The sequence below is a fragment of the Bacillota bacterium genome (assembly GCA_013177945.1).
GTDB lineage: Bacteria > Bacillota > DSM-12270 > Thermacetogeniales > Thermacetogeniaceae > Ch130.
On record JABLXW010000007.1, the window covers coordinates 87,890 to 112,911 of the forward strand.

25 protein-coding genes are annotated in these 25,022 nt (G+C 55.4%); 7 read left to right on the plus strand and 18 right to left on the minus strand.

What is annotated here, in order from left to right:
• Nucleotides 1-244 precede the first annotated feature (244 nt).
• The 4 genes from HPY58_04865 to HPY58_04880 form a co-directional block, all read right to left on the minus strand.
• Nucleotides 245-997, minus strand: coding sequence for a Mut7-C ubiquitin/RNAse domain-containing protein (locus HPY58_04865; GenBank protein ID NPV28985.1), 753 nt, complete (start codon nt 995-997; stop codon nt 245-247).
• Nucleotides 960-2,210: a 2-C-methyl-D-erythritol 4-phosphate cytidylyltransferase gene (ispD, locus tag HPY58_04870; GenBank protein NPV28986.1), complete on the minus strand. Its 1,251-nt coding sequence runs from the start codon at nt 2,208-2,210 to the stop codon at nt 960-962. The genes HPY58_04865 and ispD overlap by 38 nt, the downstream gene beginning before the upstream one ends.
• 40 nt (nt 2,211-2,250) lie before the next feature.
• On the minus strand, nt 2,251-3,384 hold the full coding sequence (locus tag HPY58_04875; GenBank protein NPV28987.1) for a PIN domain nuclease: 1,134 nt from the start codon (nt 3,382-3,384) through the stop codon (nt 2,251-2,253).
• Between the two features lie 107 nt (nt 3,385-3,491).
• Nucleotides 3,492-3,971, minus strand: a complete 480-nt coding sequence (locus HPY58_04880; GenBank protein ID NPV28988.1) for a CarD family transcriptional regulator — start codon at nt 3,969-3,971, stop codon at nt 3,492-3,494.
• 197 nt (nt 3,972-4,168) lie between these two features.
• Between HPY58_04880 and HPY58_04885 the strand changes: the two genes are divergently transcribed.
• Nucleotides 4,169-4,564 (plus strand): DUF1573 domain-containing protein, encoded by a 396-nt coding sequence (locus HPY58_04885; GenBank protein NPV28989.1) that lies wholly within the window; start codon nt 4,169-4,171, stop codon nt 4,562-4,564.
• 143 nt (nt 4,565-4,707) lie between these two features.
• On the opposite strand, the gene disA is transcribed toward HPY58_04885, so the two are convergent.
• From disA to HPY58_04910, 5 genes are all read right to left on the minus strand, one after another.
• Nucleotides 4,708-5,976: a DNA integrity scanning protein DisA gene (gene disA / locus HPY58_04890; protein ID NPV28990.1), complete on the minus strand. Its 1,269-nt coding sequence runs from the start codon at nt 5,974-5,976 to the stop codon at nt 4,708-4,710.
• Between the two features lie 5 nt (nt 5,977-5,981).
• On the minus strand, nt 5,982-7,328 hold the full coding sequence (gene radA, locus HPY58_04895) for a DNA repair protein RadA (GenBank protein ID NPV28991.1): 1,347 nt from the start codon (nt 7,326-7,328) through the stop codon (nt 5,982-5,984).
• Nucleotides 7,329-7,457: 129 nt separating this feature from the next.
• On the minus strand, nt 7,458-10,193 hold the full coding sequence (locus HPY58_04900; GenBank protein ID NPV28992.1) for a UPF0182 family protein: 2,736 nt from the start codon (nt 10,191-10,193) through the stop codon (nt 7,458-7,460).
• Between the two features lie 181 nt (nt 10,194-10,374).
• Entirely contained in the window at nt 10,375-10,797 is a 423-nt protein-coding gene (locus tag HPY58_04905) for a type II toxin-antitoxin system VapC family toxin (GenBank protein ID NPV28993.1), read from the minus strand.
• Nucleotides 10,776-11,021: a hypothetical protein gene (locus HPY58_04910; protein ID NPV28994.1), complete on the minus strand. Its 246-nt coding sequence runs from the start codon at nt 11,019-11,021 to the stop codon at nt 10,776-10,778. Before HPY58_04910 ends, HPY58_04905 begins: the two co-directional genes overlap by 22 nt.
• A gap of 361 nt (nt 11,022-11,382) precedes the next feature.
• Here HPY58_04910 and HPY58_04915 point away from each other — a divergent pair, with 361 nt between their 5' ends.
• The 4 genes from HPY58_04915 to HPY58_04930 all read left to right on the plus strand — a co-directional run bounded on the left by HPY58_04915 (nt 11,383) and on the right by HPY58_04930 (nt 13,379).
• Nucleotides 11,383-11,931, plus strand: a complete 549-nt coding sequence (locus HPY58_04915; GenBank protein NPV28995.1) for a DUF1638 domain-containing protein — start codon at nt 11,383-11,385, stop codon at nt 11,929-11,931.
• A gap of 8 nt (nt 11,932-11,939) precedes the next feature.
• Nucleotides 11,940-12,623 carry a Crp/Fnr family transcriptional regulator gene (locus HPY58_04920; protein ID NPV28996.1) on the plus strand — a complete coding sequence of 228 codons (684 nt, stop codon included), beginning with the start codon at nt 11,940-11,942 and terminating at the stop codon, nt 12,621-12,623.
• 3 nt (nt 12,624-12,626) lie between these two features.
• A complete protein-coding gene (locus HPY58_04925) occupies nt 12,627-12,803 on the plus strand; it encodes a hypothetical protein (protein NPV28997.1) in 177 nt (58 codons plus the stop codon).
• A 336-nt stretch (nt 12,804-13,139) separates the two neighbouring features.
• Nucleotides 13,140-13,379 carry a hypothetical protein gene (locus HPY58_04930; protein NPV28998.1) on the plus strand — a complete coding sequence of 80 codons (240 nt, stop codon included), beginning with the start codon at nt 13,140-13,142 and terminating at the stop codon, nt 13,377-13,379.
• Nucleotides 13,380-13,491: 112 nt separating this feature from the next.
• On the opposite strand, the gene hcp is transcribed toward HPY58_04930, so the two are convergent.
• On the minus strand, nt 13,492-14,775 hold the full coding sequence (hcp, locus tag HPY58_04935) for a hydroxylamine reductase (GenBank protein NPV28999.1): 1,284 nt from the start codon (nt 14,773-14,775) through the stop codon (nt 13,492-13,494).
• Nucleotides 14,776-14,887: 112 nt separating this feature from the next.
• On the minus strand, nt 14,888-15,352 hold the full coding sequence (locus tag HPY58_04940) for an Rrf2 family transcriptional regulator (GenBank protein NPV29000.1): 465 nt from the start codon (nt 15,350-15,352) through the stop codon (nt 14,888-14,890).
• Between the two features lie 200 nt (nt 15,353-15,552).
• Here HPY58_04940 and HPY58_04945 point away from each other — a divergent pair, with 200 nt between their 5' ends.
• Entirely contained in the window at nt 15,553-15,816 is a 264-nt protein-coding gene (locus HPY58_04945) for a hypothetical protein (GenBank protein ID NPV29001.1), read from the plus strand.
• Between the two features lie 58 nt (nt 15,817-15,874).
• On the opposite strand, the gene HPY58_04950 is transcribed toward HPY58_04945, so the two are convergent.
• The 7 genes from HPY58_04950 to HPY58_04980 form a co-directional block, all read right to left on the minus strand.
• Nucleotides 15,875-17,062, minus strand: a complete 1,188-nt coding sequence (locus HPY58_04950) for an MFS transporter (protein NPV29002.1) — start codon at nt 17,060-17,062, stop codon at nt 15,875-15,877.
• Between the two features lie 446 nt (nt 17,063-17,508).
• A complete protein-coding gene (locus HPY58_04955) occupies nt 17,509-18,144 on the minus strand; it encodes a 2Fe-2S iron-sulfur cluster binding domain-containing protein (GenBank protein NPV29003.1) in 636 nt (211 codons plus the stop codon).
• Complete coding sequence (locus HPY58_04960) at nt 18,141-20,033, minus strand: NADH-quinone oxidoreductase subunit F (GenBank protein ID NPV29004.1); 1,893 nt, start codon at nt 20,031-20,033, stop codon at nt 18,141-18,143. The genes HPY58_04955 and HPY58_04960 overlap by 4 nt, the downstream gene beginning before the upstream one ends.
• 6 nt (nt 20,034-20,039) lie before the next feature.
• Complete coding sequence (locus tag HPY58_04965) at nt 20,040-20,531, minus strand: NAD(P)H-dependent oxidoreductase subunit E (GenBank protein ID NPV29005.1); 492 nt, start codon at nt 20,529-20,531, stop codon at nt 20,040-20,042.
• Between the two features lie 207 nt (nt 20,532-20,738).
• Nucleotides 20,739-20,975, minus strand: a complete 237-nt coding sequence (locus HPY58_04970; GenBank protein ID NPV29006.1) for a hypothetical protein — start codon at nt 20,973-20,975, stop codon at nt 20,739-20,741.
• Between the two features lie 265 nt (nt 20,976-21,240).
• The gene (locus HPY58_04975; GenBank protein NPV29007.1) at nt 21,241-22,533 is read right to left on the minus strand and encodes an MFS transporter; all 1,293 of its coding nucleotides are present in this window, start codon (nt 22,531-22,533) and stop codon (nt 21,241-21,243) included.
• Between the two features lie 158 nt (nt 22,534-22,691).
• Nucleotides 22,692-24,047: an MFS transporter gene (locus HPY58_04980; protein ID NPV29008.1), complete on the minus strand. Its 1,356-nt coding sequence runs from the start codon at nt 24,045-24,047 to the stop codon at nt 22,692-22,694.
• A gap of 251 nt (nt 24,048-24,298) precedes the next feature.
• Here HPY58_04980 and HPY58_04985 point away from each other — a divergent pair, with 251 nt between their 5' ends.
• On the plus strand, nt 24,299-24,604 hold the full coding sequence (locus HPY58_04985) for a hypothetical protein (GenBank protein NPV29009.1): 306 nt from the start codon (nt 24,299-24,301) through the stop codon (nt 24,602-24,604).
• Nucleotides 24,605-25,022: the final 418 nt, after the last annotated feature.

The window sequence follows — 25,022 nt, forward strand, 5'->3', positions numbered from 1 at the left end:
GAAGCTAGTGAAAACAATCACATCTCTCGGGGCCAGCAAAACGGGGGGAGGGAAGGGCTGTGGAAAACACGACGCTCAGCAGCATTCTCTTGTGGGGTACGCTGGGAATTCTTTTTGTCTTGCTGGGAGTTCTTCTCGTGCAGTTATTCGCAACCTTTAAGCTGAAATGATCCGCGCAAAGCTTTTTCCCTGCCTGAGAGCAGGGGTGGCCGCACTCCAAAAACAGGAGGGAGGGCGGCCGTTTTTATTCGGCAACCTCCCCGCTCAGGAGCTGCCCGAGAAAGCGCTTCATGTGCTCGTAATGGGAGCCCTTCCAGTAGACGCGGCCGCAGTTCCGGCAGAGGCGGAATTCGTTGAAGCGCTCCCGGATCCTTGCCGGCAGGCGCTCCCCCACCTCTTCCCGGGATGCCGCCTCCAGCACCCCATTGCAGCACATACACCGGCGAAAGGGCCGGAGGGCGCCGAAAAGGTCAAAGCGGCGCAGCACCTCGACGAGCTGCTCGCGCGAATTTGTGCTTCGCACAAAGCAGCCGTGGGTGACATTGCTCCGCTTCAGCAGGCCCCGGTCCCGGGTGAGGAGAATCCTGCGCTCTTTGACCGAAATCTCGGCCAACATCTCGTCGGAAAAGTCGTTGCTGTAAAGGGTGTCAAACCCCACCATCCGCAGGTAGGAGGCCAGCTTCCCCAGGTGCGCGTCCAGAACGAAGCGCACTTCCCGCAGCGGCTCCGGGCGCAGGCGCAAGACAGGGGAAATATCAATGCTCTCGAAAACGGGATACACGCTGACGCGGTCGCCGTCCTCCACCTGCCGCGAGAAGCCCACGGACTCCCCGTTGATCAGGATCAGGTCTGCCTCGGTGTGGGGCACGCCCAGGGATTCAATCAGGTCCTTGACGGCGGGCCGCCCGGAAAAGAAATGCAGAAAGGCTTTTTGCCTCTTTTCCGCAGGAAGAAAGTCATTAAGTTCGGCGTAAAACCGGATCAAGCAGCACTTCATCCTCCGGCCCCTTCTTGCTTAAGAACTGCTTAAGTACCTCCCCCGCAATCGTTTTTCTATTCACTCTTTTCGGTACCAGTGTTGCGACGGCCCAGGCGGCAATTCCCTCTTTGCGCCCTACAAAGCCCAGCCCCTCGGTAGTCGTCGCCTTGATCCCGACCGCCCCCGGGGGGACCCCCAGAACCAGGCCGATCCTTTCCTTCATGAGATCCAGGTAGGCGGCAAGGCGCGGCGCCTGGGCGGCCACCACCACATCCACCTGGGAAACGGCAAAGCCCGCCCCGGCCAGGAGGCTCCTGACATGCGCCAGAAGGGCAAGGCTCGGCGCGCCTCTCCAGCAGGGGTCCGAAGGGGGAAAGTGGGAGCCGATGTCAGGGAGGCCGGCCGCCCCCAGGCAGGCATCCATCACCGCATGCAGCACAACATCTGCATCAGAGTGCCCCGCCAGGCCCGGCGCCCCCGGGATCTCCACTCCCCCCAGGACGAGGGGGCGCCCCTCCGCAAAGGGATGGACATCGCAGCCCATACCGACCCGCACCGGGGGCCCTCCGGCCTCCTTCCGCTCATCCTTCTTCTGCCTCCGCTCCCAGATCGCCTCGGCCAGCAGGAGGTCCTCGGGTGTGGTGATTTTGATATTTTCATAGCTCCCGGGGTAAACCTCAACCGGCTCCCCCAGCCGCTCCACCAGGGAAGCATCATCGGTTCCCGTAAACCCTTCCCTTTCCGCTTCTGCATGGGCCCTTTCCAGCAGGGCGCGCCTGAAGATCTGGGGGGTCTGGGCAATCCACAGCTCCTCGCGGGCAGGGGTTGCCCGGATCTGCCTTTCCGCTCCGACGATTTTGATAGTGTCCTTAACCGGCACACCGACGACGACGGCGCCGCTTTCCCGGGCGCGCTGCACGGCCCCCTCCAGCACCTCCGGCGCCAGGAGAGGCCGCGCGGCGTCGTGCACGGCCGCCAGGGTGCAGTCCTCCGGCAGCTCACGCAGCCCTGCAGCAACGGAATCCTGCCGGGTTTCACCGCCCGCCACCACGCCGGCCAGCTTCTTCAGCCGGTAGGGTGCGAGGAGGGCGCGGCAAAAGGAGTGCTCCCCGGGGTGGACGACCACCACGTAGCAGGCAACCGCCGGGGCCTCCTCGAAAAGCATGCAGCTGTGCAAAAGCAAAGGCCGGTCCCCGAGGGGAAGGTACACCTTGTTGAGGGAAACACCCATCCGCTCCCCCCGGCCGGCCGCAACGATCACCCCGCCTACCTTATCCAATAATCTTCACCTCATGGTAGCGTCGGGAAGATGCCGCATCCTTTTTCGCGACCTTGGGCCTGGCAAAAATCATGCGCCCTGCCGAAGTTTGCAGGACACTTGTAACCAGCACGGATATGCTCTGCCCGATGTACTTCTTTCCGCCTTCGATCACGATCATCGTCCCGTCTTCCAGATACGCAATCCCCTGGCCCACCTCTTTGCCGTCCCGGATGACATCAACCGTCCCGATTTCTTCGCCCGGCAGGTACAAGGGCTTTACGGCGTTGGCCAGCTCGTTGATGTTCAGAACCTTCACCCCTTCGAGCTCCGCAACCTTATTGAGATTGTAGTCATTTGTGACAACCGGAGCATCCAACCGCTTGGCCGCCTTAATCAGCTTCGTGTCCACATCATGATCCTCAAGGTCCTCAAAGTCCCGGACTTCGACGCGGATCCCCTGCTCTTTGCGCATTTTATTCAGAATGTCCAGGCCCCGCCTCCCCTTGTTGCGCCTGAGCAGGTCCGAGGAATCCGCAATGTGCTGGAGCTCCTCCAGAACAAAGCGAGGCACGATCAGGGTTCCCTCCAGAAAACCGCTCCGGCAGATGTCCGCAATCCGCCCGTCGATAATCACATTGGTATCAAGGATCTTGCAGGCCCCTTTCGGGATTTCACCGCGCACCTGCTTGCTTCCAGGCCTCAGAAAAGAAAAAAGACCTGCCAGCTCTTCCTTCTTCTTCAACCCCACGCTCAATCCCAGATAGCCGAGCAGCAGACTGGCGGCAACGGGAATGTACGGCCCCACCCAGGGGATCCGGGCCAGTGGAGCCCCTAACAAATTGGCAATAATCAGGCCTACGATAAGTCCTGAAGCACCGCCGGCCAGATCCTGCATCGGGGTGCGCTGGAGTGCTGCCTCGAAAAAGCGCACCATCTGCAGGGTAACCTTCATGAACCAGGGCGCCAGAAGAAAGGTCACAAAACCAAAGAGCAAGGCGAGCAAACCGACGAGGGAGTACCATGGGACCCCTGCCGTTGGAATGAAGGACTTGATGAAGTCAAGGCGACCGATGAAAAACCCCAGAGAAAAACCGAGCCCCCCGCCTGCCAGTCCCAGAAGGATTTGAATAATGCGCCGCGCCAACTTTCCACCTCCCTTTACCAGCCGATACCCTTATTCTGGGTTACTGCTGCTTTCATTATACGCAAATTTCCAGCAATCTACAAGAGAAGCTTTCCGGGCCCGTCCCCTCACCCACCGGCAACGGCTTCCTTGATGAGAGACTCCACTTTCTCGGGATCCATCTTTCCTGCCAGGACGAGTTCGCTGATCAGGATCTGGCGGGCGCTTTCCAGCATCCTTTTTTCCCCCGAAGACAGGCCTTTTTTCAGCTCCTGGCGCATCAAATTCCTGACCACCTCCGCAACCGCAAAAACATTTCCGGTCCGGATTTTTTCAAGGTTCGCCCGGTACCTGTGGTTCCAGTTGAGGGTGTTTTTGACCTGCTCGTCCCTTGCCAGAACTTTAAAAACGCCCGGGATCTGCTTTTCGTTTATAACCTGCCGCACCCCGATCTGCTCCACCTTCTCCACCGGGATGAGCACTTTCAGGTTTCCCGAAAAAAGCCGGAGCACGTAGTATTCCCTGCGGTCTTCGCCCCGGCTCTCGATGGTCTCGATAACCCCGGCGCCATGCATCGGGTGCACAACCTGGTCTCCAACCTTAAACATTTTTCCGGCCTCCTGGAGTAATCAGACTGATTTTATTATATCAGAACAGCCTATTTCTGTCAAAAACAGGAGAATCTGTTGACCCTCCACCCCTGAGCTGACAGCTGTAGATTTCCAGGGCAGAATTGACAAAAGAAAAAGGATGCAGCTATAATTAGGTTGACCGGCACATACAAAGTGATGAGGAGGCCTGGTGAATGAAGGACCTGATCTGTGACGAGTTCCAGAATATGGTGTCCGAGCTTCTCATCCGCCACCACAGCATTCTGGACGTCCTTTCCAAATTCCAGGAAGCATGTGCCCGAACCAACCGCGCTACCGTGAAAGCCGTTACCGGCTGCGGTTGCCTCAGCATCGAAGCCAAGAAAAAGCCGATTCCCTCCGACGCCTCCCTCCTGGATCTCAAGGACTACTTCGAAAGCCACCTGCGCGGAGAACTCTGTCCGAACTGCCGGGAAATCATCGAAACGGAAATCGGAAAAACCCTCTTCTATCTGACGGCCCTCTGCAACCTCCTTGACCTGAACCTCTACGATATTTTCCTCAAGGAACACAAAAAGATCAGCACGCTCCGTGTCTTTAATTTCACCTGATGGCCTTCCTGACCCTTTTTTCAGAGTTCTCCGGCCCCGAAAAGGACGGGTTGCCTTTTTCCGGGAAAGCTGCATGAACCGGACAAATTGGAACAAAAAAAGCATCCCCAGCGGATGCTTTTTTTGATTTATCAAAAATACGGCTAGATATAGCGGTCGAGCATCACCTGCTCCTGGAGGCGGCGCAGGCCGTTTTTAATGGCGCGCGCCCTGACCTCACCGATCCCCTCGACCTCATCCAGTTCCTCAATGGAAGCCTTGAGAATGTTTTGCAGGTTGTGGAAGGTCTGGATGAGGTTTTCGATGATCTGGTAGGGAAGACGCGGGATCTTTTGAAGGATCCGGTAGCCCCGCGGGTAAACCGTAAGATCCAGAACGCTGGCGGCGGCTCCGTAGCCCAGGGCGCGGCTGATGTTTGTTAAATCGAGAAGCTCCTCCGAGGACCAGCTGGCGAAGAACTGCCTGTCCTCAAGGGGGCCCTGGACTTCTCCAACATGGTAGTCCCGGATGACGTGAAGGAGTTCCTCCTCGACATTTGCCGCCAGTTCCTCCACCTGCATCGCGATGAGCCGCCCCTCGGTGCCCAGCTCGCTGATGTAATTCTGCAGTTCCCGGACGATTCGCATCACCATTTCGCCGCGCTGGACAACGCGGGCAACATCGTAAACGGTCACCAGCTCTTCGAACTCGAGAGCAGTCAAATTGAGAACGGCCTTGTCAAAGACCCCTTTATACTTCTCCAGGGTCTGAATTGCCTGGTTGGCCTTGGCGAGGATCACACCGATGTCCCGGAGGCTGTAGCGGATCGCCCCTTTGTAAAGGGTGATCACGCTCCGGCGCTGGGAGATGGCGATGACCAGGGCCCCCGTCTGGCGCGCCACGCGTTCTGCCGTCCGGTGCCTGATCCCGGTTTCCACCGAAGGGATGAGGGGATCCGGAACAAGCTGGGCGTTGGCGTACAGAATTCGCCTGGCATCGTGGCTCAGGACAATCGCGCCATCCATTTTTGCGAGTTCGTACAGGCTGGGCGGAGTAAACTCGGTGTCGATCTGGAAGCCCCCCTCCACCAGGCTCAAAATTTCCAGGCTGTCCCCGATGACGATCAGCGCCCCCATTTTTGCCCGCAGGATGCTTTCAAGGCCCTCCCGCAGGGGGGTCCCCGGCGCCACCATTTTCAAAGCCTTGAGGAGGCCGTCGTCCTTCTCCGGCCGCTCTTCCCTGGCCTCGCGGGCCTCCTTCACCTCTTTGCCGGCCTCGCGGCCATCCTTCTCTTTCGGATCCTTTTCCTTCAAGGGCTCCTTCTCCTTGAGAGGCTCCCGGGCACCCCTGCTCTTCTGCGGTTTTTCTTCCCTTCCTCTTTCCTCTTGAACCTGATCCTCTTTCACTGTTGCCCTCCCAAAAATTTTTAAAATCCCTCTCAGATCCCTAACTCGAGCGCCTCCCGAACCGTTCTCACCCCGAGCAGCTCGAGATCCCCGTACCGCTCCTGCAGCGCCAGGTTGCGCTCCGGGATGATCAGCCGCCTGAAACCCAAACGGCGGGCCTCCTTCAAGCGCTGCTCAACCTGAGCAACCGCCCTCACCTCCCCCGTCAGCCCTATCTCCCCCAGCACCACCGTTCCGGCATCCACCGGACGGTTCCGGAAGCTTGAGGCGAGGGCAAGGGCGACCCCCAAATCGGCAGCAGGCTCCAGCACCTTAAGCCCCCCCACCACATTCACGTAGAGATCCTGGTTGGCAAGGTGAAGCCCCACCCGCTTCTCCAGAACCGCCGCAATCATCACAACCCTGTTGTAGTCAACCCCGGTCGTCGCCCTGCGGGGAGTGCCGAAAGCTGCGGGGCAGACGAGGGACTGGATCTCGATAAGAACCGGCCTCGTCCCCTCGAGGGCCGCAACGACAACAGAGCCGGGAACACCCCCGGCGCGCCCGGCAAGAAAAAGGGCGGAGGGGTTGCCCACCTCTTCGAGGCCGTTCTCTCCCATTGCAAAAACGGCAATCTCGTTGGTTGCTCCAAAGCGGTTTTTCACCGCACGCAGGAGCCTGAGGTTCTGGTGGCGTTCTCCTTCAAAAGAAAGGACGGTATCCACCATGTGCTCCAGGACCCGGGGGCCGGCCAGCGTCCCCTCTTTTGTCACGTGGCCCACCAGAAAGCAGGCAAAATTCCGGAGCTTTGCCAGCCGCACCAGTTCTGCGGTACATTCCCGCAGCTGGCCGATGCTCCCGGGCAGAAGCGGGATATCGGGGTGAGAGATCGTTTGAATGGAATCAACGACCACCAGCACCGGCGCCAGTTCTTCAATGAAGCTGCAGATGCTGGCGAGGTCGGTTTCTCCCGTGAAGTAGAGGCGCGGGCAGGACACGCCCAACCGCTGCGCCCGCATCTGAACCTGGTGTTTCGATTCTTCTCCGGAAACGTAAAGGACAGGCCCGTGGCGTTCCCCCACATAGGCAGCCAGCTGGAGAAGGAGCGTGGATTTTCCGATGCCGGGGTCCCCGCCCAGGAGGACTACGGAGCCCGGGACGATCCCTCCCCCCAGCACCCTGTTCAGTTCGCCGGAGTGCCCGCCAAACCGGGGCTCGGGAGCTAAAGAGGAGGCGACCAGCGGCTCAGGAGGAGAGGCAGGAGGCGAAGGCAGTTTTTTTGGCTTCGGGGGAGCCTCATAAAAGGTGTTCCACCCCCCGCAGCCGGGGCAGCGCCCCAGCCACTTCCCTGTTTCATACCCGCAGTCCCTGCAAAAAAACCGCACTTTCCCCCGGGACAAAGCACTCCGCCCTTCTTCCAGCGTTAAATTTATTATAACATTTCTCCATTCGCAAAAAAACCTCGGGAGGCCCGCTGCCGGCCTTGCCGTGAAGCACCGGGACCGGCGGTCGTGGGAATTAAGCAAAAGCTAGGCAGACGCGGCGCCCCGGGCCCCCTCGTTCATCTGCTCCAGCACTTCTCCCAGTTCCTCTAAAGCCCTTCCGTAGCCGGCCCAGTCCCCGGCGCGCTGGCGCGCGAGGGCCTCTCTGTACAGCTCAAGGGCGCGCCGGGCGAGGTCGGCCGGGGGCGCAGGAGCCCCGGATTCCGGCGCCGCCGGGGGCAGAGGCTCTTGAGAAGCAAAAAGCCGGTTTAAGGCTCCCTGCAGGTCCTTATCCATCACCAGGCGGCCGTCGTAAAAGGTGATCACCCGGGCAAGCTCCGGCAAACTGCTCTCCTCCGCCTGCAGGAAAAGGGGCTCCACGTAGAGGAGCTTCCCGGCGATGGGTACGGTAATCAAATTCCCCCTGATGACCTCAGAGCCACGCTGGCTCCAGAGGGTCAGCTGCTGGGAAATGTCAGGATCCTGATCGATGCTGGCCTCCACCTGCATCGGTCCGTAGACGTGAACATCCTTGGGGAATTCATAAACCACCAGCTCTCCGTAGTGGCCGCCGTCGCAGCGCGCCGCCATCCAGGCGATCAGGTTTTCCCGCTTCGCAGGTGTCAAAGGAAGCGCCAGCACGAACTCCGCCTGCGTTTCTCCCGGCAGCCGGACAATGGCATAGTAGGGCTCCATTTTCTGGCTGGCAGCAGTATGCTTTTCAGAGGGAATCGCCCACTCGTCCTCCCGGTTGTAAAAAACCCGGGCGTCGCTGACGTGGTAAACAGCATAGATGGAGGACTGCACCTGAAACAGATCGACCGGGTAGCGAAGGTGGGCGCGCAGGTCCTGCGGCATCTCATCCAAAGGGCGGTACAGGGCCGGGAAGATCTTCTTGTAGGTCCTGATTAACGGATCCACAGGGTCGCTGACGTAGAAGGCAATCTCCCCGTGGTACGCGTCCACCACGACCTTCACGGAATTGCGGATGTAATTCAGCCGGCCGTGGGGCTCCGCGTAAGGATAGCGGTCGGTCACGGTATAGGCATCCCAGATCCAGTAGATCCGGCCCCCGGCAAGAACAGGGTAGGGATCCCTGTCGTACATCAGGTAGGGCGCCAGGCGGCGGGCATCCCAAACGGTGCGGTTGTAGAGAATCCGGCTCCCGGGTGTGAGATCAGTCGTTAAAAGGAGGCGCAGGTCCCGGAAGCGCACGGCGTACAGGAGGCGCCGCCACGCATTGCTCAACTGCACACCACCCTTCCCCTTGTATCTGGTGTAGACATTTTCCTGCCCGGAGGGGTAATCAAACTCATCCGCCCTGGTATTCACAACAACCACATTACCGGTAAGTTCACCGAAATAGATCTCCGGCCGCGTCACCTTTATTTCCGCCGCTTTCGCCCGGGGCGGAATATCCTGCAACAGGAACACCGGGAGGCCCCGCGGGCCGGCCTCGTTGACCGGGCTCATGACCAGGCCGTAGCCGTGGGTATACTGCAGGCGGCGGTTCACCCAGGTTTGGGCGCGCTCTGGAAGGCTCCGCTGGTCGAGCTCCCGGACCGCAAGCATCACCTGGCGGTAATTCCCTCCGATCGTGTAGCGGTCAACGTCCACATCCTGAAAACGGTAATAGCGGCGGAGCTGCTGCAGCTGGTTGTAGACCTGCCCCAGGGGGCGGTAGTCCCAGAGGCGGAGGTTTTTGATGGCATCCTGGTATGCTGCCAGCACCTCCTGGCCCGGGGCCCCGGCGTCCGGAGCGGAGGCCGCAGGGGCGAACACCTCCCTCCTGACCTGGTCGAGGCCGTAGGCGCTGCGGGTGGCTGCAATGTGGTGCTCAAGATAGGGCTGCTCCCGGCTGAACTCATTGGGCTCCACCCGAAACTTCTGCACAAGCACCGGGTAGCCTCCCTCCAGGAGAAGTACGGCCGCGATCAGGATGCCTGTGCTTACGAGGATCGGCCGCAGCCGCCCCCGCAGGATCCCGACAAATACGGCCAGCGCCGCCAGGAGGGAAAGCACCGCCAGGATCTTGAAAGCCGGGAGCCTGGCATGGAGATCGGTGTACCCGGCACCGAAAAAGGCTCCGCCGGGAGAGAGCAGCAGTTCGTAAGCGCGCAGGCGGTAATCCCAGGCCTTCACCACGAGCAGGCCGGCCGCAAGAAGACCGAGGTGAAGCTTGACCGGCGAGAACACCCGCCACCCGCCCCGCAGGAAATCGCCTGAGGCAAGGACCAGATAGGCAAGACCGGCTAAGAGAAAGACCAGAAGCAGAGCTGCACTCAGAAGCGACCGCAGGAGTTCGTAAAAGGGGAGCTTGAAGACGTAAAAACCAACATCCAGGCCGAAGACGGGATCTGCAACACCAAAGGGGGAGGCATGGAGGAACTTCTGGACCAGCTCCCACTGCGAAGCGGCCCTTCCCGCCAGCAAAAGCGCAAGAAGAACAGAGACCCCCAGCCCCAACCAGGTGCCGGCACGTGAACAGAGAAAGCGGCGGGCAAAGCTTTCTCCCAGTTCGATCACCCGGTTTCGGACAAAGCGGACCTGCTGCTGGGGCAGGCAGCGCCTGGCAAACCAGAAATTGACCAGAAAAAAGAGGAGGGCGAGCGCAAAAACGGCCAGGCCCACGCCGTAACGGGTGAAGAACAGGGTGCAGAACACCCCCTGGTACCCCAGGGAAGCAAACCACATGTACTCCGACCAGATCCCCGCCCCGCCGAAAACAACTCCCAGCGCAACGGCAATCACCGCAATCAGGAAAAGCCGCGTGTTCCGCCGCACCTGTTACTCCTCCCCTTTTTTATTCTGCACGACAAAAGCATCTCGAGAATATGCCCGCCGAAACCGCCGGCGCCGGGCGCTTCTCCTTCGCTTATAGCTGCGAACGCGACTGCAACCCCCCGGCAAAGCTTCGCTGCGCAGCAGGAGCACCGCCATTCGCACCGGCGCAACGCTCTATAAATTAACCCCGCTGAGAGGAGGCCAGCGCAGCCGGAGAGAGGACTTTCAGACCCGGAACACGGGCAAAATGCTCCCTGTTCCCGGTCACGATCGGCAACTTATGGGCCAAACAGATACCGGCGATGAAAATGTCGCGCGTGCCAATGACCGAGCCTTGCTCGCGGAGTTTCTTTCCAATTACGGCAGCAATACCGGCAGCTTCCTTGTCGAAAGGCAAAACGCCCAAAAAACCAAGTAGTTGCGTGACGGCCTTCTGCTTCTTACTGTCCCGCTCCGAGCCCACCAGGAGCTCAAAAACGGTGACGGCGGTCAACAAACCTTCGCTGCTTTTCAAGAGCTTCACAAAACAGGTCTTGTCCGGCTCAGAACCGCGGAGGAAACCAATGACCACGCAGGTATCTATTACGACTGCCACCTGCGCCACACTTCCTCAATCTTTCTTTCCATCTCTGCCGCTTCTGCTTCGGTAAGCACCCCGGCCAGCAGGAGAACTTCTTCCAGTTCGCCGGCCATCTTCTTTTCCTCGAGGGCAAGGTAGAAGTCGAGGGCTTCGTTGATCAGCTGCGAATAGCCCCGCAACCCCCGGCGCGCCGCGATGGCCAAAAGCTTTGCCCTTTTCTCGTTTGAAAGCTCGATAGTCGTCCGCATAACACCACCCCTGGCTTCATTTTAGGCATTCGCGTACTTGAATGTCAATATGCGCTTCTGGCTGCCCCCTGCTGGAGGGAGTTCTTGAAAGACTCAAAAAGGGGGGGATTCAAAGGAAAGAATCTCATCACGGGGGTGGGGGACAGCCTCGCCCCTATCTCCGCCAACCCCTGGCAACCCTCGATCTTAAACCCTTCTTCCAGCACTTTTAAACCCGGCCGGCAAACCCACCCAGATCATTCCGGATAAGAAAAGAAGTTTCAAGAGTAAATCAAAAATTTTTGTAAAGCATTTGACTGAAATGCCTGCTGCCCTCCTCTTATGATGATTTTAAATTTAAAATCTGGAGGGGAGGAGCAAAATGATCGTTTGCTGTGGTATCCTTAAAGAGGAGCTGAAGTGCTTAATGGAGGGCAGGGAAGATGATGTCTTCTACCTTGACCCGGGACAGCACGTGGAGCCGGACAGGCTGGCGCAGATCGTAAGGGAAACCCTGAAGAGTCTTGCCGGCAAAAACGTTCTTCTGGTAATCGGTACCCAGTGCGCCCCGGACCTGGAAAAGCTGGCCGGCGAATACGGCGCAAGGATAGTTCCCGCCAAAAATTGTATTGAAATGCTTTTAGGAGATGACCTGGCCAGGTTAGACTCTGAAGCAAAAAGCTTTTATCTTACCACCGGGTGGCTGGAAAACTGGCGCAAGATCTTCGTCGAGGGGCTCAAGTGGGATGAAGTTGACGCGCGCCAGAATTTCGGCTACTACGACAGGATCCTGCTGCTGGATACCGGCTTAAGCCCCATCGATGACGAAAAAATCCTCGAATTTTACGATTACACCCAGGTTCCCATTGAAATCATGCCTGTTAAGCTTGACAACCTGCGCAAACTGCTTGATGAGGCAATGAACGGGTGAAATTTCAGATGAACAAGGTGCGGTGCATGAAGGAACTGGCCATTTTTGCGACCCTTGACGTTCTCGAACGGGAGAAAATCGGGTCGCTGGCCGGGAAAAGAGTTTATCGAAAAAATGAATATATCTTCCGGGAAGGAGATCCTGCTGATACCATCTACCTTGTCAAATACGGCCGGGTGCGGCTGTTCAAAGTAGCCAGGAACGGCAAAGAGATTACCCTCAACATCCTGAAAGAAGACGACATCTTCGGCGAGAACACCTTTTTCGAAGACACCCGGCACACCATGAACGCCCAGGCCCTCGAGGAGACCTTTGTCTGTTCCTGCAGCAAGGAGAGCTTTGCGCTGCTGCTCAAAAACCCCCAAACAGCCCTGAAAATAATCCAGCTGCTGGGCAAAAAATTGAACTACTACACCGAGCAGGTTGCCAGCATTGCCTTCCGGGACGTCAAGGGGAGGGTTTCGGCCACACTGCTCAGGCTGGCAGTTGAATACGGGAAGCCGTCTCCAGAAGGCACCACCATCGACATCGAACTTACGCACCAGGATCTTGCCAACCTGGTAAACGCCTCGCGGGTAATGGTTACCAATGTTTTGGGCAGCCTGCGGGAAGAGGGGGCGATTGCCGCGAAAGGCCATCGCCTGATCCTGTTAAACCGGGAAAAGCTTGCCGCAGCCGCCGAGGCCTTTTGAGAGATGGTAACCATGAAACAAAATCAATTTTATGATCAACCCCGTGATGAACCGGGCTCGCCGGGGAAGGACCAGAGGGAAGCAAATCTCCGGTTGGTCGAAACCCTGGTCAACCAGATCAATCTCATGACCTTCTTGCTTTATGAAATCAAAACCGACACTCCCAGGGGAAAGCTTTGAAGGTGCTGCTGCATCTTTTCAGCCAGAAAGGCCAGGTATCCTCGAACGGCGCCGTAATTCTGACCAATATCTCTTTACCTGCCCTTGCTGATTTAACGGAAATAAGCCCGGCCGATTTCCAGGCATCCCTCGATTACCTGGAAGAGCATAAGGTCATCCTTTATCGCCCCTCTTCCAAAAGATTTTAACTGCCGCTCTGAAAGTACGATTCAGGTTATTCTTGCGCCCGCCCCGTTATTCTTGTAAACCATTTTACTGCCTGAGAAAAAACCGCAAGTTAAAATTTAAATGCCGGACAGGTTCCGGATAAATTTAAGAACAGAGGAGGTTCTGGAAATGTCGGTTCGGGAAACAATTAAAAACCAAATCATTGGGGCGTTGAAGGGAGCAAGTTTTCCCATTGCAACCCCGGAGGCGTTGCTGGCGGCTTTCCCCAACGGTGCAGAAACAACTTGCCAGGCAGGCGACTTAAAATTAACCGCCGGCGAAGCCGGAAAGCTCCTGACTCCCGCTGACTTCCCCTTTCACAGCGCGGAGCAGGTCGCCGAAACAATCGTCCGCAAAGCGGGACTTTAAGCTGTCAAGCGCCAGGTTCAAAGCGCAATTTAAGAGGGGCTGCCCCTTAAGGCAGCCCCTCTGCCTGTTACCGTCCCGGCTTTTGCTCTTTCGACCACACTCCGGCCATTTTTTATCCCAGGAGGGCCTGGAGGTCTCCGGCGGGCGTGGTGATGGGCTGGATGTTGTAGTTGTCCTGGAGCACCTGGAGCACATCAGGCGTGATGAATGCCGGCAGGGTGGGGCCGAGCCGGATGTTCTTCACTCCCAGGTGGAGCAGGGTGAGGAGGATCGCCACCGCCTTCTGCTCGAACCAGGAGAGCACCAGGCTCAGGGGCAGGTCGTTAACTCCGCAGTTGAAGGCACCCGCCAGGGCGAGGGCGATCTGGATCGCGGAGTAGGCGTTGTTGCACTGCCCGATGTCGATCAGGCGCGGGATTCCCTCGATCGCGCCCAGGTCCAGGTAGTTGAAGCGGTATTTGCCGCAGCCCAGCGTGAGCACGACGCAGTCCTGGGGCACCAGCTTGACGAACTCGGCGTAGTAGCTCCGGCCGGCCCTGGTGCCGTCGCAGCCGCCCACCAGGAAGAAGTGGCGGATCTTGCCGGCTTTCACGGCTGCAACGATCTTGCCGGCCAGGGCGAGCACCGCCTTGTGGTGGAAACCGGTCATGGTGGCAGCCACAGGGTTTTCCGGCAGCAGCGGGAGCGCCAGCGCCTTTTCGATTACCGGGGTGAAGTCGCGGTTCTTGATGTGCGGAACCCCCGGGAGGTCGGCCACCCCGCAGGTGAAGATGCGGTCCTTGTAGGAGTCCCGCGGCAGCAGCACGCAGTTGGTGGTTGCCAGAATCGCCCCGGAAAACTCCTCAAACTCCCTGCGCTGGTTCTGCCAGGCCGTCCCGTAGTTCCCCACCAGGTGGGGAAACTTCTTGAACTCCGGGTAGGCCAGAGCCGGAAGCATCTCCCCGTGGGTGTAAACGTTGACCCCCTTCCCCTCGGACTGCTTCAGGAGTTCGTAAAGGTCGAGCAGGTCATGCCCCGTTACCACGATGCCGGGGCCGGCCCTGGTGCCCACCTGCACCTTTGTAGGTTCGGGGACGCCGAAACGCTCTACATGGGCGCGGTCAAGCAGCTCCATCACCCTGAGGTTGATCTCTCCGGCCTTGAGCAGCAGCTCAACGTGGCTTTCCAGATTGAAGTTGACGTTGGTGAGGGTTGCGAAAAGCCCCCGGGCAAAGAAGGCGTCAACCACCTCGTCCACCGCCCCCAGCTCCCGGGCGTGGTAGGCATAGGCGGCGATCCCCTTCAGGGCGATCACCAGGGTATCCTGCAGGGCGGCGATGTCCGGCTCCTTCCCGCAAACCCCTGTCTTGGTGCACCCGGTTCCTCCGGCAGTTTGTTCACACTGGTAACAAAACATCTGATCCCCTCCCATTTTAATTCAGTTCTTCCCAAAAAGATTTTTACCCAGGGTCCTCATTCCGGATCTTCCTATAGAGGACTATTTCAGTCCACATTAAGGGATAAAAAAATCAGCTCGCGCCGGTGCCCGGCTCTGCACCACCTCCTTGCCTTTCCTGGAGGCCTGCCTCCCGGAGCTGGTCCACCAGGTCCTGAAGGGTAACACCTCCCAGAAAGCCCGCAATCATCTGCTCCACCTGGAACCAGTTCTCTTTAAGGGGGCACTTGGGAGCGCGCGGGCAGCCGTCCCGGCCCAGGAAGCACCTGTTCACGGCGATCTTGCCCTGGACCGCCTCCACGATCTCCAGGACGCTGATCTGGCGTGGATCCTTTGCCAGGGTAAACCCGCCCTGGGCGCCCCGGTGGGAGCTGACAAACCCGCACCGGGTAAACTTCTGCAGGATCTTTTGGAGAAACTCGATGGGAACGTCCTGGCTTGCCGCAATTTCTCCTGCACTGACCGGGCCCCCGGGATGGGAGGCCAGATGCACGAGGGCACGGATGCCGTACTCCGTGTCGCGCCTGATCACTTCCATGCCGATCCACACCTCACTTTGTGGACTATTATAGTCCACTATACGGCAGGTGTCAAGATCTTTTTCCGAATTTTTTGCGGCCCTGCCGCCTGAAAACCGGGAAATCTGAGAAGGGATAAGGGATAAAAAAGCAACGATCTGGAAAAGCTTGATAATAAATCAATAATATTTAAAAATGGAAGGACAAGGCAGGGATGCCGGTGCCGGTGCGAAAAAAGGAGTGCCGCTTCTTGCTGGGAAACGACGAAATCAGGTGCGCTGCCCACGAATACTACAACGACCCCTGCTGCACGTGCTGCTACGAAGCGGGCCGGGAAGAGATGTACGTCCCGGAAGTGCCGCTGGTCTGCCCGGCCTGCGGGAACCTCAGGGAACACGGGAATCTCATCTGCAGCAGCTGCCAGCTCCAGGCTCTCTGGTGGCTCGGGTGGCTGGGAGCCCTCAAGACAAAACCCCAATCTTAAAGTTCAGGCCGCTTGACGCCCCTCTTTCCGGCAGGCAAATCCGCAAAAAAATCCGATGTTAAACTGCAGCCATTTCTTGGTTGGTCTTCCTTAGAGAGATCACCAATCCTGCAGCTGCAAGACTTGATAATCCTCCTATGATGAACGAGATCAGGTAGCTTCCGGTGGAATCGTACAACCTTCCGGCCATAGTGGGGCCAATAAGGGCTCCGACTCCGGTAGCAGCATAGAGAGTGCCTATGATTGAGCTCAGGTTATCTCTCCCAAAGAGGACCATGGCAATCGGGGAGAGTAAAGCCACAAATCCGCCATAGGTAAATCCGAACACGAGGGAAAACAGCATGAGCATCCAGTATACCCTGGCGAAGATCAGCCAGATTAAAGAAAGGCCCATTCCCAGTAAACACGTTATCAGGCTTTTAATCAGGCCATTATCTCTGCCCAACGTATCGGAAATGTACCCCATTCCGAATCTCCCTATTATCCCCGCTCCACCGATCGATCCAAGGATGGTGGATGCCGGCACCTCTCCTATTCCCCTATCAATTGCGTATGGAACGATGTGGCCCAGGGAGATATAGATGGACATATCCCCTAGGAGGATAGCAGTAAAAAGCAATAAGAATGCCTTAGAACGTATGAGGTCTACGAGATGGAACCGGGCTTGTTTAGATGAGATATCTCCCGGTTGGGTTTGGAATATAACTGCAATAACGAGAACAATCAGAGACAAAAGGCCGAATACCATGAAGGAATATCTCCATCCCATGGTTATGTTCATATGGGCTGCTATGGGAGCTACGGCAAGACTCCCAAATCCGATACCTGCGTTGGCTATACCGGCGGCAGTCCCTCCACGCTTTACGAACCATTGCTGCATGGTGGCTACGGAGGGAATATAAGCTGCTCCCGCCCCCAAGGCAAAGATAATGCCATAGGAGAAATAAAGGTGCCAGATTTCATTAGCGAAACTGGATATGAGGAGGCCGGAGGAAATAAGGACGATACCAAGCCCAATTACTTTTCTCGGACCTGTTATATCGGAGAGTCTACCGAAGAAGGCTCCTGAAATAAACAGGATAAAGACGTGGATGGAAAATATCAGAGATGTACTTTCTCTCGTTGCTCCGAATTCCTTCAGAAGGGAATTGAAAAATATCCCAAACGAATTGGAAAGGCCGAACACAACAAAAAGAACTACAAATGTGGATGCTGTTACCAACCATCCACGATAAATCCTCATCATCGCCTTTCATTCTCTCCTTTTGATCCTGATCCTCCCGCACTACATAATCTGGAGGAGGCATGCTCCACGTGTGGAACACAAAAGCTCTGCAAAACGCTAAGTGCAAGTCTTCAATCTTGACCCTTTTTGCTTTTTTCTGCAGTTTTATTCTAAAAAAGTAGCAGGTGGGTGGAGGGTAATGGCTGAGGCAAAGTGAACCTGTTCAAGAAGCCCTGCCCCGGCCCGGACACCGAGCGAATATCCTGGGCCGGTGCTAGAAAGTAATCAGTATTCTCTGAAAACCGCAAGGTATGCGGCCAAGATAATTTACAAGATAATTTAATTTATAACACGGTCCATGCCGGAAGCTATCCTTTTAAACTACCTTCTACCACTCTGGGGGATATCCTGTGCGAAAATCAAAGAAGCACCAGGTGAAAACAAAGAAACACCGGTGAAATGCTCTTTCATTTGTACAGCCTGGCCTTGAAGGCTTCCCTGGCGCTTGGTTCAATAAAACCTGTAGGGCAAATGCGCTGGCATGCCTTGCAAGAGCCGCAAGCCGCTGCTTCCTCTTCGGCAGAAACAAAGCTTACTTGAAGGTTTTTCCCTCTTCCCAGGAAAGTAAGGCGACTCTTACGGATTTTCTCGCAGATCCTGACACAAAGCCCGCATAAGATGCATCCCGGTGCAGGATTCCCTGCGCGGCTTCTGGCGGCAGCTTCTTTGTCATCAGGCTCAAAACACGTTTTTTCTCCTTTTTGAACCAGATGGCCAAGAAGTTCCTCTACTTCCTTTTTAGGAAAAGGCCCGCGGCGGAGTAGCAAACGAGCCGCCCGCGCTCGCAGACGCAGTACAGTAGGGGTATTTGTCTTCACTTGCAACCCTGCCTCTGGTTGTAGCAGGCAGGCATGACGGGGACGCCACCCGGCTTCAGTGTAGATTTCGACCACGCAGAGGCCGCAGCTACCATAGCCCCCAAGGAGGCGGTGGTAGCAAAGTGAGGGAAGCAAGATCCCTTGCTCCCGGAGCGCTTGAATCAAAGGGATATCTTGCCGCACGGAGAGTACTTGGTTGTCGATGATGACCTCTACTCTTTTCACAGACGACCCTCCGAGGTTATTTTGATGCAGCCGAACGGGCATGTCTCGTAGCAGGCTCGACACTTGATGCAATGCTCCTGGGCAACCGCATACAGCTCCCTGCCGCCCCTCCGCTTTACAGCGTCAGTAGGGCAAACGAGGTAACAACAGCGGCAGTCTCTGCACTGGCTCGAGATGATCTCGAAGTTGATCAGGGGCCTGCATGTCAAGGCCGGGCACTTCCCTCTCGCATGGGCTTCGTACTCCTCGCGGAAGAACTTCAGGCTGGTCAGGACGGGGTTGACCGCCGTCTTTCCCAAACCGCACAGCGCCATATCGGCGACAGCCTTGCTCAGCTCCTCCAGTTCGGCAAGGACAACTTCACTGCGCGCCTCGCCATTTGTTAAGCTCGTCATCATAGCCTCCAGTTCCGCAAGGCCGTCCCGGCAGAACAGGCACTTGCCGCACGACTCGCGGGCCATGAAGTCTACAAGGTGGCGCGCGAGGTCCACCAGGCACCGGTTGGTGTTTAGAACTACCAGTCCCCCTGAACCCATGATAGCTCCTAAAGAAGCAACGCTCTCGTAATCAAGGGAAAAATCTGAGTACGGGACGATTCCTCCTGAAGGCCCCCCAACCTGCAGCGCCTTAATGGAAGATGGGGCCGCTCCCCCAATCTCTTCTATTACGGCTCGAGTGCTTGTGCCGAGTGGTACCTCGATGAAACCCGGGCGCTTAACATCACCGGCAAGGCAAAATATTTTCGTACCGGGGCTTTTTTCGGTGCCAACTTCCCGGAAAGCATCCGGCCCATGCAGTATGATCCAGGGAATATTAGCCAGGGTCTCCACATTATTGACTACTGTCGGATGGCCCCACAGTCCCGCACTGGAGGGGTAAGGAGGTCGAAGATAAGGTTCCCCGCGTTTCCCTGTCATCACCCGGAGCATTGAAGTTTCCTCTCCACAGACGAAAGCCCCGGGGCTTTCGACAAGATGAACCTCAAGGCTAAAGCCTGAACCCAGGATCTGCTTGCCGAGTATCCCGACTGCACGCGCTGCAGAAATTGCCCGGCGCAGGTTTTGGACCGCCAGGGGATATTCATGGCGCACGAAGACATAGGCGCGTGAGGCCCTAACCGCGTAGCTCGCTAAAATCAGGCCCTCCAAAACGCTATGGGGATCGCTTTCAAGGAGTGCACGATCCATATAGGCACCCGGGTCACCTTCGTCGGCATTGGCGATCACTATTCGTTCTGGGTCAGGGCTGAGGGATGCCAGTTCCCACTTCTTTCCTGTAAGAAAGCCCGCCCCACCCCGGCCACGCAGACCTGAAGCAGCTACCATAGCAATAACGTCTTCGGGTTGGAGCTGGAAAAGAGCTCGCGCCAAAGCGGAGTAACCCCCTGTTGCCACATACTCTGGAAGGCTCTCCGGGTTTATCAGTCCGCAGCGGCCGGTGATACGCCTTGCCTGGGCCTTGAAGAAGAGCGCAAACCCGGGATCTCCAACTTTTTCCAGCTCGAGATCCTGGATACCCTGCAAGGTTCCCGGCTGGCGCTCCCTGGCCCTGGCCAGCAAATACCTCGTGGACGGCACTCCCTCGGCAGCTCTGATAATCTGCCAGAGAGAATTGCTGTCTGCTTGTCCATGGAAACCGTAGAAGTAATACCTTCCATCCGGGGTGCGTAAGCTGACAAGTGGCTCGGCATAGCAAGCTCCAAGACACCCTACTCCGCCTACAAGAACCTCGCTTTTCCAGCTCTGCCGCGCTGTCAATTTCTTTTCGAGGTCCAGTGCCCCCGAGGACCGGCCGCAGGTGGCCAATCCAATGCTGATTTTGGGATTAGAGGGGCAAAGAGATTTCTTCCCTTTTTCTGCAAGCTCCTGCAAGTGACAGGGAAAAATCATAAACTATCAGTCCCTGGTATTTCTGAGTTTTCGGACTAGAAAAGGTACCTCGCTGGCCTTGACCCTTCCCATCACCTGGTTGTCTACCACGATGACCGGGGCGCGGCTGCAGGCACCGACACAGTAGACCTGCTCCACGGTAAAAAGACCATCCGGAGACGTGCCGTCAGCATCTAGTTGAAGCTCTTCAACAAGGCGCTCGTAGATGAGAGGAGCCCCGCGGGCATAGCAAGCGGTCCCGTAACAGACGGATATCAGGTGCTTTCCGGTTGGTCTGGTGCGGTAAGAGCTAAAAAAACTTACTAGCCCGTGGAGTTGCGATTCTGCTAATCCAGCACGCGATGCAACTTCTGCAAGAAGGGCCCGGGGAATAAAGCCAACATCCTTTTGGATTTGGTTCAGGATATTGATAACCCGGCCTCCAGGCTCAGACATTTTCTCCCAAAGCTCATCCACGCAGGACACCCCTCCCACCTCCGAGATAATTGGCACTCTCATCTTGCACTGGAGCTAATTATTGGTCCAGATCCTCCGGCGCAATCTATGCCCCCTTCTATAATCATCACAGGGATTCCCCCCTGGCATTTGTCTGGTTTGCCACCTTAAACAATTTGCCAGGAGCAGGAATCCCTTGATTCATGTAAGCAAGCAAAAACCGCTCTTTTCGATGCCTTTTGTGTGAGCAGGAGACGCCATATGCTCTTGCTATTCAGTCTTTATATGCTTTATTGTCTCCCCTGAAGATGTCACATCTGACCTAATCACAGCAAGAGCCTCATCCTCGCTCTTGGCGCTCCCAATCTCTTTTTCCCTTCCACCCTGAAGAACCTGGAGAAAGTCAATTGGAGGTTCCCAGCGGGATACGGAACCTGTACTCTCCCTCCAGTTGTATACACGCCGTCCGCGGTCAGTTTCGACTTCAAACCTTTTTATATCGGCCACAAATGCCACCTCCTAGTGAATGAGTCAATTTTGGGTTGCCTCAACGTCTTACCAGCTCTTACCATAACACACCACATGTGTGAATTTCCCGACCCAGGTGAGCCTCCCTGAGTCACAGAGTTGCTGCTTTGGGTTACAGGATTTGATTCCCACCCCCTATCCACAAAATCGTTCCCGCCGGGGTACCTATGAAACAGCATCTGCCAACATAAGGCCTCTCGGCCTTGCTGACCCAGACTTAAAGTTCCAGATGTCTTATTATCTACTATTCTTGACGAGGACTGCTGTATGCCCTCCAGAGATAGAGAGCACAGATGAGGCCTATTACCAAAACAACTACCTGGACCCAAAAGGCGGCCTGGAAAGCATTTGCCGGGTATGGCCTCACACCTCCAGAGATGCCTTTAATGATGAACCCCCAAAGCTGCTGGAAGAGCCCGGCTCCAAAAATCCAGGCAAAACTGTTAATTACCCCCATTGCGGTCCCTAGCCGCATGTTGGGTACATTTTCCTTGATAAAGGAAAATGTAGTGGCTATTGTCAACATTTGGGCAAATCCGAAGACAAAATTCACCATCATCAATTCAGGTACGCTTAGACTGCTCACCTTAAACGTCATGTAGAGCCAAAAGACAAGGAAACACACGATACCCAGCACCATTGTCCGAGCCATGTTGATGGCCCTCGCAACCCACCCGCTCAAAAAACAGCCAACTACTAAACCTATCGAAGCCCACAACTGGATATTGCTAATAAGTGGTTTGCTGAAGTTGTACACATCAGTTAAGTAAATGCCGTTCCACAGCGACTGGAGGGTCTGGGCACTTGAATTCACGCCGAGCGAGAGCAGCCCGATCAGCCACACCACAGCCATAGAAAGAACCGCTTTCAACGAGACCTTCCAATCCTCCCGCTCAACCTGAACCGTCTTCGGTCCCGAAACTGCTTCTCCCACCAGTTCGTCAGGTGAAGCCAACCCTTTCTCAGATGGATGATCTTTAAGCAGACAGGCGATGAGAATAGCTAAAATTATACTTATTCCACAGATAACCAGGACAGCGCCCCGCCAGCCGAACTCCGTCATCAGCGCCTGAAGAGGTGTAGCAGCAAAGATGCCACCAAGTGCCCCCAGTCCCATGAACAAGCCCCAGAAGTAAGGGTACTCCTTTGAGGTAAACCATGCAGAAATTATTTTTGCTCCTCCAATAAGAAACCCGGTAACTGAAACACCAATCAAGACACGGCCAATGACAAGAACTGCAAAGCTGTGCGCCATACTGAAGACAAGACACCCTACAGCACCTATTACTAATAGAAGAATTTCACCCCGACGGGCTCCAATCTGATCCAATAGCGTACCTATAGGTGCTTGCCCTATCGCGTAAGTCCACGTATAAGCCAATCCTAAAAATCCAAAGGCAACGGCGCCAATCTGTAGATCCTTCATCAACTCGGGACCCATGATTGCCGGGGTCATCCGGTGAAATATCGTCATCATGTACGCTAGAACAACGAGTACATACATTATCCAGCGATACTTCTTTAGCTTGTTGAGCATCTCCACTTTGTTGATCATCTTTTCCCTCCTCGGCTTTTAAAAGTAATACTTATTTCTGAGACCGTTGTCACCTGTTCAACCTTGCAAAACCAAATCACCCCCTCAGAGTTCGTAAAGAGTTAAGTCCCAAAACCCAGGACTGGAAAAGTCTTTCGTTATTACCGGTCTCCACCCAAAACTTCACTGGCTATATCCTCAAGCCTTTTTCCTTTAGTCTCATATCTCACGAAAAATGCTGTTACAATAGCCCCTACCACTGCAGGTATGACAAACCAGAGCAGTGTACCCGAGAAACCGGCACCCCTCTGCTGCACATAACCGGCAAAGATAGGAGCCAAAAAACCGCCAAGGCGGCCAAACGCCTGAGTCCACGCAACCCCGGTGTTTCTGAATTCGGTCCTGTACACTTCTGCAGAAAGCGGCTGGATTCCGGTAAGAGCGTAATTAATGGTAAGGCCCACAAAGACGCATGCAGCCAGAGTCTGCATTTCCCCTGATGCATAAGCCAGCAAAATAATCGCTAAGGCAGCCACAAGAAAACCAAACACAATGTTTCTCTTTCTCCCGATCTTATCCCCGACCCAGCCAGTAAACACATTGCCAATCGCCGCTCCTACGTTCAAGCCAACAGAATATCCGTAGCTTTTTGCAATCGGTAACCCTTTCTCAAGTAAGAGAGTAGGCATCCATGATGTCACACCATAAACTGACGTGTAACCCAGGAAGAACATAAGCATGAGGCCTATAGTTGATAGACAATATTCACGAGAAAACAACGCTCCTACGCCAACCGACCTCGGAGGAGGTGGCACAAGCAGGTTCTCAGGAGACCATTCTCTCGCCACTCCTCTTGCAGACTCTTCCATTCTTCTAATGATATCAACTGCCTTTTCTCCTCGACCCTTGCTGAGCAACCAGTGTATCGATTCAGGTAACATTGCTATGACCAGGGCGTAAAGGAGCGAAACGCACCCAATCACGTAGCAAGGTCTCCATCCCAAGCGAGGCACGATGGGAATCGCGACTAAACCAGCAATAACCCAGCCGAAAACTATAGCTGCGAGCGAGGATGATACAAAAACCCCTCGAACCTTTGTTGGCGCGAATTCGGAAATTAGCGTCACGCAAACAGGAATAAAAGCACCTAATCCTACTCCAGCAAGCACTCTCAAAATAGCAAATGTCTCAAAATTCGGTGCAAAGTAAATCAAAAAGGTTAGAAGAGAATAGAAAACGCAAGCCCATATGAGCGTCTTCTTCCTTCCGATGCGGTCCGAAATAAGCCCTGAAATAGCTCCTCCAATTACTAACCCCAAGAGGCCCCACGATGCAAGGCTTCCTGTCTGAACCTTTGTTAGCGCCCATTCCTTGGAAATCTGCGGCATTGTAAAGGAAACAATCATGTAGTCAAGGCCATCGAAAATCATAGCGCCAAGCAACACCAGGAAAACCATCCAAGTAAATTTAGACAATCCCAACTCGTCGATTACTTCAGAAACATAAACCCTTCTCATTGCAGGTCACCCCTTCAGTTTTTCACCCAACATCCTGACACCGGATGATTCTTGCCACCCGAAAAACTCCCCAAAAAATCCCGAACTTCCCCACCTCCTATTTCTCATATTTCGTTCCTTTTTTCACCATCAAGGTTTCTTGCTCCGGCATCGCTATTCTTACAGCAACAACCGTGCCACACTCTTGGTGCATCCCAAGAAGCCTAAAAGTAGAAACTCTGGTTTCTACTCTCCTCGAATAAGAACTTTGATTGTCTCAAAAAGAATCGAGCATTTTTCTCATTTTGAAAAAACTTGCCAAAGTGGAACTTCATTTTTCTCGTTTCCCTAAAAAACCCCCCGACTCAGAGCCGAGGGGTTTTAGCACTTCTCACGGGGCGAAAAATACCATCTCCTTCCCTACAGCAACCATCCTGGAACCCGGTTTCCAACCCCGCGGGCAAAAAATCCGCCAGCAAGCAGCCGGCAGAACAAACCGAGCCCTGCCGCCCGCAAAATACAATCCCAGCACAATTCCGTTGAGATCAACTCAATTCTTTGATTTATCTTCCTTCTGAGTGGCGGAAGCTAAATCAGCTCCACAATAGGGACACTTCTTTTGGACAGTCCCTGCTATGATAGTGATTTCTTTTTTGCACTGTGGGCAAACTGCTTTTTGCTTTACCTCAGGGGGCCTAAAACACACTTCACCACAACCTCCTTGAAATACAATTTCTGCTAATTTTGTTAAATTAATACAAAAGAAAGACTAGAAGAGACTCTTTAATACTTTTTAGCCAACCCTCCTGCAAACAGACTTTTTTGTTTTTTACTCCCTGCGACAAAAGAATCTGTTGGTGGCCTCTATAGAGCAGGGCCACCCCCTCCCTCGGGACCTTTAGGGGGGAGATTGTTCTCATTGAGGAGGGGGAGACCCGTCTCCACTTTACCGCCTTACTCCGCCTTGTACACCTTACAGATCATGCACTTGAACGG

Coding starts and splice junctions, on each gene's coding strand:
- HPY58_04925 (NPV28997.1), top strand. CDS start 12,627: ATGGTAACCATGAAACAAAATCAATTTTATGATCAACCCCGTGATGAA.
- HPY58_04920 (NPV28996.1), top strand. CDS start 11,940: ATGAACAAGGTGCGGTGCATGAAGGAACTGGCCATTTTTGCGACCCTT.
- HPY58_04885 (NPV28989.1), top strand. CDS start 4,169: ATGAAGGACCTGATCTGTGACGAGTTCCAGAATATGGTGTCCGAGCTT.
- HPY58_04880 (NPV28988.1), bottom strand. CDS start 3,971: ATGTTTAAGGTTGGAGACCAGGTTGTGCACCCGATGCATGGCGCCGGG.
- ispD (NPV28986.1), bottom strand. CDS start 2,210: ATGGGTGTTTCCCTCAACAAGGTGTACCTTCCCCTCGGGGACCGGCCT.
- HPY58_04865 (NPV28985.1), bottom strand. CDS start 997: ATGAAGTGCTGCTTGATCCGGTTTTACGCCGAACTTAATGACTTTCTT.
- HPY58_04915 (NPV28995.1), top strand. CDS start 11,383: ATGATCGTTTGCTGTGGTATCCTTAAAGAGGAGCTGAAGTGCTTAATG.
- HPY58_04965 (NPV29005.1), bottom strand. CDS start 20,531: ATGAGAGTGCCAATTATCTCGGAGGTGGGAGGGGTGTCCTGCGTGGAT.
- hcp (NPV28999.1), bottom strand. CDS start 14,775: ATGTTTTGTTACCAGTGTGAACAAACTGCCGGAGGAACCGGGTGCACC.
- HPY58_04980 (NPV29008.1), bottom strand. CDS start 24,047: ATGAGAAGGGTTTATGTTTCTGAAGTAATCGACGAGTTGGGATTGTCT.
- HPY58_04950 (NPV29002.1), bottom strand. CDS start 17,062: ATGATGAGGATTTATCGTGGATGGTTGGTAACAGCATCCACATTTGTA.
- HPY58_04930 (NPV28998.1), top strand. CDS start 13,140: ATGTCGGTTCGGGAAACAATTAAAAACCAAATCATTGGGGCGTTGAAG.
- HPY58_04910 (NPV28994.1), bottom strand. CDS start 11,021: ATGCGGACGACTATCGAGCTTTCAAACGAGAAAAGGGCAAAGCTTTTG.
- HPY58_04940 (NPV29000.1), bottom strand. CDS start 15,352: ATGGAAGTGATCAGGCGCGACACGGAGTACGGCATCCGTGCCCTCGTG.
- HPY58_04975 (NPV29007.1), bottom strand. CDS start 22,533: ATGCTCAACAAGCTAAAGAAGTATCGCTGGATAATGTATGTACTCGTT.
- HPY58_04960 (NPV29004.1), bottom strand. CDS start 20,033: ATGATTTTTCCCTGTCACTTGCAGGAGCTTGCAGAAAAAGGGAAGAAA.